This window comes from Iodobacter sp. CM08 (assembly GCF_033446605.1).
In the GTDB taxonomy this organism is placed as follows: domain Bacteria; phylum Pseudomonadota; class Gammaproteobacteria; order Burkholderiales; family Chitinibacteraceae; genus Iodobacter.
The window spans coordinates 21,116-28,241 of sequence record NZ_JAWQUO010000053.1 but is presented as its reverse complement, the minus strand read 5'-3'; the positions used below and the strand labels follow the sequence as shown (position 1 = coordinate 28,241).

The 7,126-nt window shown below is 46.1% G+C and carries 5 protein-coding genes; 2 read left to right on the top strand and 3 right to left on the bottom strand.

Annotation, left to right across the window (positions count from 1 at the left end; all coding sequences use genetic code 11):
* Positions 1 to 333 precede the first annotated feature (333 nt).
* Positions 334 to 1,635, top strand: coding sequence for a DUF3999 domain-containing protein (locus tag R6242_RS20590; RefSeq protein ID WP_318430506.1), 1,302 nt, complete (start codon positions 334 to 336; stop codon positions 1,633 to 1,635).
* Positions 1,636 to 1,858: 223 nt separating this feature from the next.
* On the opposite strand, the gene R6242_RS20585 is transcribed toward R6242_RS20590, so the two are convergent.
* On the bottom strand, positions 1,859 to 2,650 hold the full coding sequence (locus R6242_RS20585; RefSeq protein ID WP_318430504.1) for a substrate-binding periplasmic protein: 792 nt from the start codon (positions 2,648 to 2,650) through the stop codon (positions 1,859 to 1,861).
* Positions 2,651 to 2,757: 107 nt separating this feature from the next.
* Here R6242_RS20585 and R6242_RS20580 point away from each other — a divergent pair, with 107 nt between their 5' ends.
* The gene (locus tag R6242_RS20580) at positions 2,758 to 3,489 is read left to right on the top strand and encodes a class I SAM-dependent methyltransferase (protein WP_318430503.1); all 732 of its coding nucleotides are present in this window, start codon (positions 2,758 to 2,760) and stop codon (positions 3,487 to 3,489) included.
* 97 nt (positions 3,490 to 3,586) lie between these two features.
* On the opposite strand, the gene rlmB is transcribed toward R6242_RS20580, so the two are convergent.
* Both rlmB and R6242_RS20570 read right to left on the bottom strand, forming a co-directional pair.
* A complete protein-coding gene (gene rlmB / locus R6242_RS20575; protein WP_318430501.1) occupies positions 3,587 to 4,327 on the bottom strand; it encodes a 23S rRNA (guanosine(2251)-2'-O)-methyltransferase RlmB in 741 nt (246 codons plus the stop codon).
* A 65-nt stretch (positions 4,328 to 4,392) separates the two neighbouring features.
* Positions 4,393 to 6,909, bottom strand: coding sequence for an EAL domain-containing protein (locus R6242_RS20570; RefSeq protein WP_318430499.1), 2,517 nt, complete (start codon positions 6,907 to 6,909; stop codon positions 4,393 to 4,395).
* Positions 6,910 to 7,126: the final 217 nt, after the last annotated feature.

Below are 7,126 nucleotides of genomic sequence, written 5' to 3'. Positions count from 1 at the left end.
AGGGTCAAAGCCCTTGGCTACCGTTCAGTGTCTGATTTGGCGAAAGAAGTGAGGTGAAGGGCTTTATCTACAAAACAAGGTCGATGCCTTAAGGGCGCTATCAAGCTCACTTCACCTCGTGTGGTAGTAGCTAACCACCACAGGGAACAAGATACAAGGCGCGCTGCTTGCTGCGCCCTCGCTGAACAGGGCGCAGCAAGCAGCGCCCCTACAACATATTGCCCAATATGTAATACATGGCTTTGTTTGAGCAAGAGACATAACCAAGTAACACGAAATGCTACCCGTGATTTTTGTGGAGGCAAGTAAAATTCGTTCATCAAAGGAAAACCCATGCGCCGCTTGCTGATTTTATTGCTTTGCATCAGCCCCCTTACCCTGGCCAAAAAACCCACGCCTACGCCGCTGCCCGCCACGCTAACCAGCAATCTATTTAGCCATCAGCAAGCCTTAATCATCAAAGAAAGCGCGCCTTTTTACCGGCTGGATTTGCCCATTAGCGTGTATCAATTTACCCAAGACGCAAATTTAGGCGATCTGCGGGTGTTTAATGCCGCAGGCGAAGTGGTGCCTTATGCTTTTATCACCCCAACCACCACCACCCAATCCACACAAACCGCGCTGCGCTTTTTCCCTTACGCCACGGCCGAGCATGAGCGGCAAATATCGCTACACATCCATAGCGATGGCCAGCTCAGCGCCCAAAGCAGCAGCACCAGCTCCAGCCAAAATAGCTATATCGTAGATGCATCACAAATCCAAGGACGCTTTGAAACTCTCGCTTTAAATTGGCAAGAAAGTAATTACCAAAGCCAGCTCAAGCTAGCGGCCAGCGATGATTTAAAATCTTGGCAAGCGCTCGGCAATACGGCGCTAGTGCAGCTTGATTATCAAGGCCAAACACTGAAACAAGCCAAAATTGATTTAGCAGGGGTTAAAGCAAAGTATCTGCGCCTGAGTCCTGAAACACCGCTTACCCTCACACAAGCCCTACTGCAATCCTCTACACAAGATACCCCAATCACCAACAGAATATGGCTAACGCCCGTCGTGGCCACCCACCCTCAGCAAGGCGAGTATCTGTTTGATCTGGGCCTACACGCCCCCATCGATCGATTGCAACTTGCGCTGCCGCAGCTCAATACCGTCGCCGAAGTCAGCCTAGCCAGCCGCGCCAGCCCCCAAGACTCATGGCAAAACATACAAAATATGATTGTGTATCGCCTTGCAAGCAGCGAAAGCCCAAGTATCGAAACCCGCCCCAATAATCATCGCTACTGGCGGCTAGAAGTCAAACAAAATGGGGGAGGATTGGGGCAAGGCATGCCCAAATTAACTGCGGGCTGGCTGCCACAGCAAATCGCCTTTGCCGCCCGTGGTGAAGCGCCATTTACTCTTGCCTTTGGCAATATTCAAATCCAAAACGCCGCGATGCAGGCTACTGATTTAATTATTGGCAAACAGATTGCATCCGCTACAGCAGGTGCCTTACTCAATAAAACCGCAGCCATCCGCCCAATAGCCAGCGTACCTTCTGCCGCTAAAACTTACGCCTTATGGGCGGCGCTGGTGTTGGCGGTAACCGTATTAGGCACAATGGCATGGAAATTATTGCGGCAAACCCAAAAATTGTAAGTAGATGGCAAAGCTGTAATAAAAAAAACTAAAGTAACAAACCTATTTAATTAATAAACAGCAGGATATCTGCTAAATGTAGCTAAGCCACAAATACAATAACATAAGCGTATGGAGTAAAACCCGCGAGCAATACTCAATAAATACGCGGGGTTAACCCATCCTACGATACTTATGATGAATTTGAGCAAGAGATATAATCAAAAACAGAGATGTAGAGTAATTACGGCCTTAAGTAATTACTTAGCATTTTTCTTAATTCGCCAGACTTCTGCAAACGCATTAATTCTTTATTTACCAGTAATCTTAACTCTTGGCCTAGCGGGTTTCTCTTGGTAAAAATCATATAGAATTTATTATCTTCTGTATCTGGCAATACCGCCATGCCTAACTGAGGGTCATTCATAAAATTATAAACACCTATTTCACTCATTCCTGCTATGGCTTCAAAATCTTCTGCAAACACTTCAATATGGCCAGCATAGAGCATTTTTAGTAATGAGGGGTAATCAACCGTTCTACTCATTTTATTTTTATCAAGCTCAGTCAATGCCGAATAGGCATAACCATGAATCCCACCTATTTTATAATTATTTAAATCAGACTGAACCCGAATATCTAAGCCTGTTGGATGATTTTTCTTTGAATAAAAATAAAAATAATGAGTTTGATAAATAGATTCAGAAAAATAATATGCCGATTCACGTTCTTTGTTTTTAGTTGCATTTAAAATCATATGATATTGATCCCCTTTTTCTACCTCATGCAGACAACGCTTCCATGGCAATAGATCAATTTCATACTTAATATTATTTCTTGTTAAAATAGTTTTAATTAAATCAACAGAAAAACCCTGCACCTCAGCTGTCTTGGTTTTATCAACCCGCTTAAAATAAGTAAACGGTGGCCATTCTGCAACATCATCACAAATCTTAACCTTACTATTAACAACGATCTCTGCAGAGGCTAAAGCAGAGCAGAAAATAGCAATTAGATATACAAGGTAATAAGGCATTTTCTACCCCTAGTAAAAAAATCTAACCCAATCAGTGTAGACCACCCCATCGTTTTTTTAACTCTGTTAAATTCTAAGTATGTATCATGCGATAAAAGGAGAAAAATATGGCCGATCATTTTTCTAAGCTTGCCGTTCACTATGCAGCCAGCAGACCCCACTATCCTGTTGAGTTATTTTCATGGCTAGCCAGCCAGTGCCCAGAGCAAGCGCAGGCTTGGGATTGCGGCACGGGTAATGGGCAGGCAGCGACGGCTTTGGCTGAGCACTTTACTAGCGTGCTTGCCAGTGATATCAGCCAAGCCCAATTAAATTTGGCTCCAACTCACGCTAATATTCGCTATTTGTGCGCCGATGCAGCCCACAGCCAGCTCGCTCAACACAGCGTGGATTTAATTGTGGTGGCGCAGGCCCTACACTGGTTTAATTTAGATTCTTTTTATGCTGAGGCCAAACGGGTACTCAAACCCAGCGGGCTAATTGCCGTTGGCTGCTATGGCACGCCACAAATTAGCCATCCGCAAATTGAGCTTATTTTCCAAGATTTTTACCACAATATCGTTGGTGCTTATTGGCCAGCCGAACGAAGCCACGTTGAAAATGGCTATGCCAGCCTGCCTTTTCCGTTTAATCCCATCCCAACACCTGATTTTGTACTGGAAGTGAACTGGTCATTGGCTGAATTGCTAGGCTATGTGCAAAGCTGGTCGGCAACGGGGCATTTTATTGAAGACAAGAGCTATAACCCTGTGGACGCGCTAGGTGAAGCATTAGCCGCACTATGGCCACAGCAGCAAAGGGTGGTGTGGGCGATTTCTTTAAGGGTGGGGAAGATGTGAAGCGAAGAGGATATGCGTAGTGGCTTACGCACGCTGAGCATGGCGGGTTACGCCAAAAAAAAGCATTTTGGCTAACCCACCCTACCCCACCCTAATATTACTTACTCATTTCACGCTGACGGCGGCTTTCGGCGAGGATAATCCCGCTGGCTACCGATACATTCAAGCTTTCTACCGAACCAAACATTGGGATAGAAACCAAGGTATCGCAGGATTCGCGTGTTAAGCGGCGCATGCCTTCGCCCTCATTGCCCAATACCCAAGCCAATGGGCCGGTTTGGTTGAAGTGATGCAAATCTGTTTTAGCATCGGCGTCCGTTCCCACAATCCAAACGCTCTGGTCTTTTAGGTCGCGTAAAGTACGCGCTAAATTAGTCACCATAATGTAAGGAATGACTTCGGCAGCGCCGCAAGCCACTTTAGATACGGTGGCATTAATGCTCACCGATTTATCTTTTGGTGCGATCACGGCGTGTACGCCCATCGCATCGGCCACGCGCAAGCAAGCGCCTAGATTATGCGGATCGGTAATGCCATCCAAAATCAGTAAGAACGGTGGCTCAGTCAAGTCTTCCAGAATATCTTCCAGCACCACATAGGATTTACCCGCATCGATCATCGCCGCTACGCCTTGGTGGCGAGCATGGCCCGTCATTCCATCCAAACGCGCGGCATCCACCATAATCACGTGCACGCCCTGCTGCTCTGCTATTTTCAGCAGCTCTTTTGCGCGTGGATCGGCGCGGCTGCCATTAAAGAACAACTCTAAGACGCTATCAGGAAAGCGCTTAACACGGGACGCAACGGCATGAAAACCGTGGATTAATTTTTTTTGCATATCAGACTCTGTTTACGTTTTTTCGCAATAGCCTTAAAAAGGCTACGTATGCGACAAAAATCACCTTAAAAAACCGGTTCTTTATTAGATGGATTTAGCTTTACCAGCCCTTCACGGGCTAGATACGCCACAAGATCATCGGCAGATAAAGCGCGCGAGTATAAATAACCTTGCACGCTATGGCAGCCGCTTTTGCGCAAGAATAACATTTGTTGGGCCGTTTCTACGCCTTCACCGACTACCGTGAGGCGTAATTTACGCGCCATGGCAATAATTGCCTCGGTAATAGCCGCATTATCTGAATCCTCGGGCAGGCCATCAACAAAAGAGCGATCAATTTTCAAGCTATCAATCGGGAAGTGTTTAAGATTAGAGAGCGATGAATAGCCAGTGCCAAAATCATCAATCGCCAGCATCACCCCCATCAACTTTAACTCATTAAGGGTCTGCACGGCCCGCTTTGGGTCTTGCATAATCATGCTCTCGGTAATTTCCAGCTCTAAACGCTCGGCAGGCAAGCCGCTTTGCACCAGTGCCTCTTTCACCTTCTGAACTAGATTTTCTTTTTGGAATTGCCTTGGGGATAAATTAACCGCCACATGCGGAATATCTAAACCGGCTTTCAGCCAAGCATACATTTGCCGACACGCTTCAAATAACACCCACTCGCCAATAGCCACAATTAGGCCGCTTTCTTCGGCCAAAGGAATAAAGCTCACGGGAGGAACTAAACCTAGGCTGGGGTGATTCCAACGAATCAGGCTTTCTAAGCCGCTTAAGCGGCCTGATGCTAAATCAATTTTGGGCTGGTAGTGTAGGCAAAACTGCTGGCGATCTAGAGCATGACGTAGGCCGTTTTCCATCATCAGGTGCTCAAACGCCATTTCATTCATATTGGCAGCAAAAAACTGTACATTGTTTTTGCCGGTTTCTTTGGCGCGGTACATCGCTACATCGGCATTTTTAAGTAAGGCCGCAGGCGTTTGCCCATCGCAAGGATAAACACTCACACCAATAGAGCAGCTTACAAACAACTCTTGACCATTAATCACACAAGGCTGGATTAATGCTTGGCGTAAGCCCTCGGCCACCAGCCCTACTTTATCAAGACATACCGCGTCTTCAAGCAAGATAGTAAATTCATCCCCGCCAATACGGGCCAAAACATCTCGCACGCTCACGACCGCTTGTAAGCGTTGCGCCACAATCACCAATAAAGCATCACCCACTTCATGGCCTAGCGTGTCATTAATGGTTTTAAATCGGTCTAGATCAATAAATAAAACAGCAAATGGCTTGTCATGGGCACTTAGCACCGCATGATTAAGCTTTTCTTGTAAAGCCATACGATTATACAAACCCGTTAACGGATCATGATTGGCCAGATGAAAAAGCCGCTGCTCAGCTTCTTTTCTATGGGTGTAATCAGAAAAAACCCCCACATAATTGGTCATACTGCCCTGCTCATCCCTTACTGCACTAATGGAGAGCCACGCAGGGTAAACTTCTCCACACTTACGCTTATCCTCCATCTCCCCCTGCCATTGGCCGTAAGTATTTAGCTCATCCAACATCTTACGGTTAATATCCAACTGCCCTTGCTGCTTAAACATTCGTGAAATGCGGCCAATTGCATCCTTAGGCTCAAAACCTGTAATACGGCAAAAAGCGGGGTTTACGGCCACAATACGTGCGTTTGCATCCGTAATTAAAATCCCCTCACTGGCATTGCCAAAAACTTGCGCGGCCAAGCGCGTGCTTTTGGCCGCTACAAATTCTTCTTGATTAGAGGCCGCCAGCACCACCCCCGTCACCACCACGGATAAAAGCAGCAGCAGACTCGATAAAATGCCCCCCACCCAAATACTGCCAGACTGCGAATACACCGCTAATAAGGCGACAGTTATGCCCAGCACCCCATTCCCAACGTGGCCAAAGCGTAATGCAGACCAAATAATCAAAGGGAACAATAAAAACAATAATTCTTTATAGCCATTAAATTGATTGAGTAATAGCGCACCTAAGCCCGTAATGACCACCACCAGCAGCAATTCAGCCAGCCTACTTGGCCAAATCATGGCACGGTGATGCAGCAAGCCAAAACAAAAGGGCACCACAATTAAAATAAAGAGGGCATCCCCAAGCCACCAAGAGATCCAATCAAAAAACAGCGCCGTGCTTGGGGCAGAAAAAAATACACTCTGGATAACAATACCGCAGCTTGCCGCAAAAAATGCGCCAATCAAGGGGCCTGCAAAAAGCAGCCGCATGCTGTCTTTAACGCGCAGCTCCCCATCTACAGCAAATTTGGGCAATAAGGCCTGTACCAATAAGGGCTGCAAAATATTCAGTAGTGAAAGCGCCAACACGCCTTGAAGTGGATAGCCTTGTAGAGCTGGCAATACCCAAGAAACAAGAGCCAAAGTAAGGATTGAGCGAGGACCTCCCAGCAATAAAGCTGCAACCCCAATCCCAGCATGTAAGTTAAATAAATGCTGCCCTGAAGACAACTTCCAGCTGATAAGACTTGAAATAGCATACGCCGAAGCAATAAGTAGCTGCTGTAGCCAAAGCCTACGCATTAATATTGCTCTCCCTGAGCGAATTTTATTCTTTTAATTATGCGAATAATGTAAATCTAATTTTAGTAAGCATCATTCTGTAGATGAGAAAAAAAATCAAGCACTACCTTTCTAAACACTTTTGGAAAATCCCATAAATTCCCTACAAACCCTAGGCATAAAGCATCAGCCTACCGAAATTTTACCTTTGCATATTGAAAGCCGGCCTAAAACATTT

Excerpts from the sequence above, each read along its gene's own strand:
- R6242_RS20590 (WP_318430506.1), top strand. The coding sequence starts at position 334 with ATGCGCCGCTTGCTGATTTTATTGCTTTGCATCAGCCCCCTTACCCTG.
- R6242_RS20585 (WP_318430504.1), bottom strand. The coding sequence starts at position 2,650 with ATGCCTTATTACCTTGTATATCTAATTGCTATTTTCTGCTCTGCTTTA.
- R6242_RS20580 (WP_318430503.1), top strand. The coding sequence starts at position 2,758 with ATGGCCGATCATTTTTCTAAGCTTGCCGTTCACTATGCAGCCAGCAGA.
- rlmB (WP_318430501.1), bottom strand. The coding sequence starts at position 4,327 with ATGCAAAAAAAATTAATCCACGGTTTTCATGCCGTTGCGTCCCGTGTT.
- R6242_RS20570 (WP_318430499.1), bottom strand. The coding sequence starts at position 6,909 with ATGCGTAGGCTTTGGCTACAGCAGCTACTTATTGCTTCGGCGTATGCT.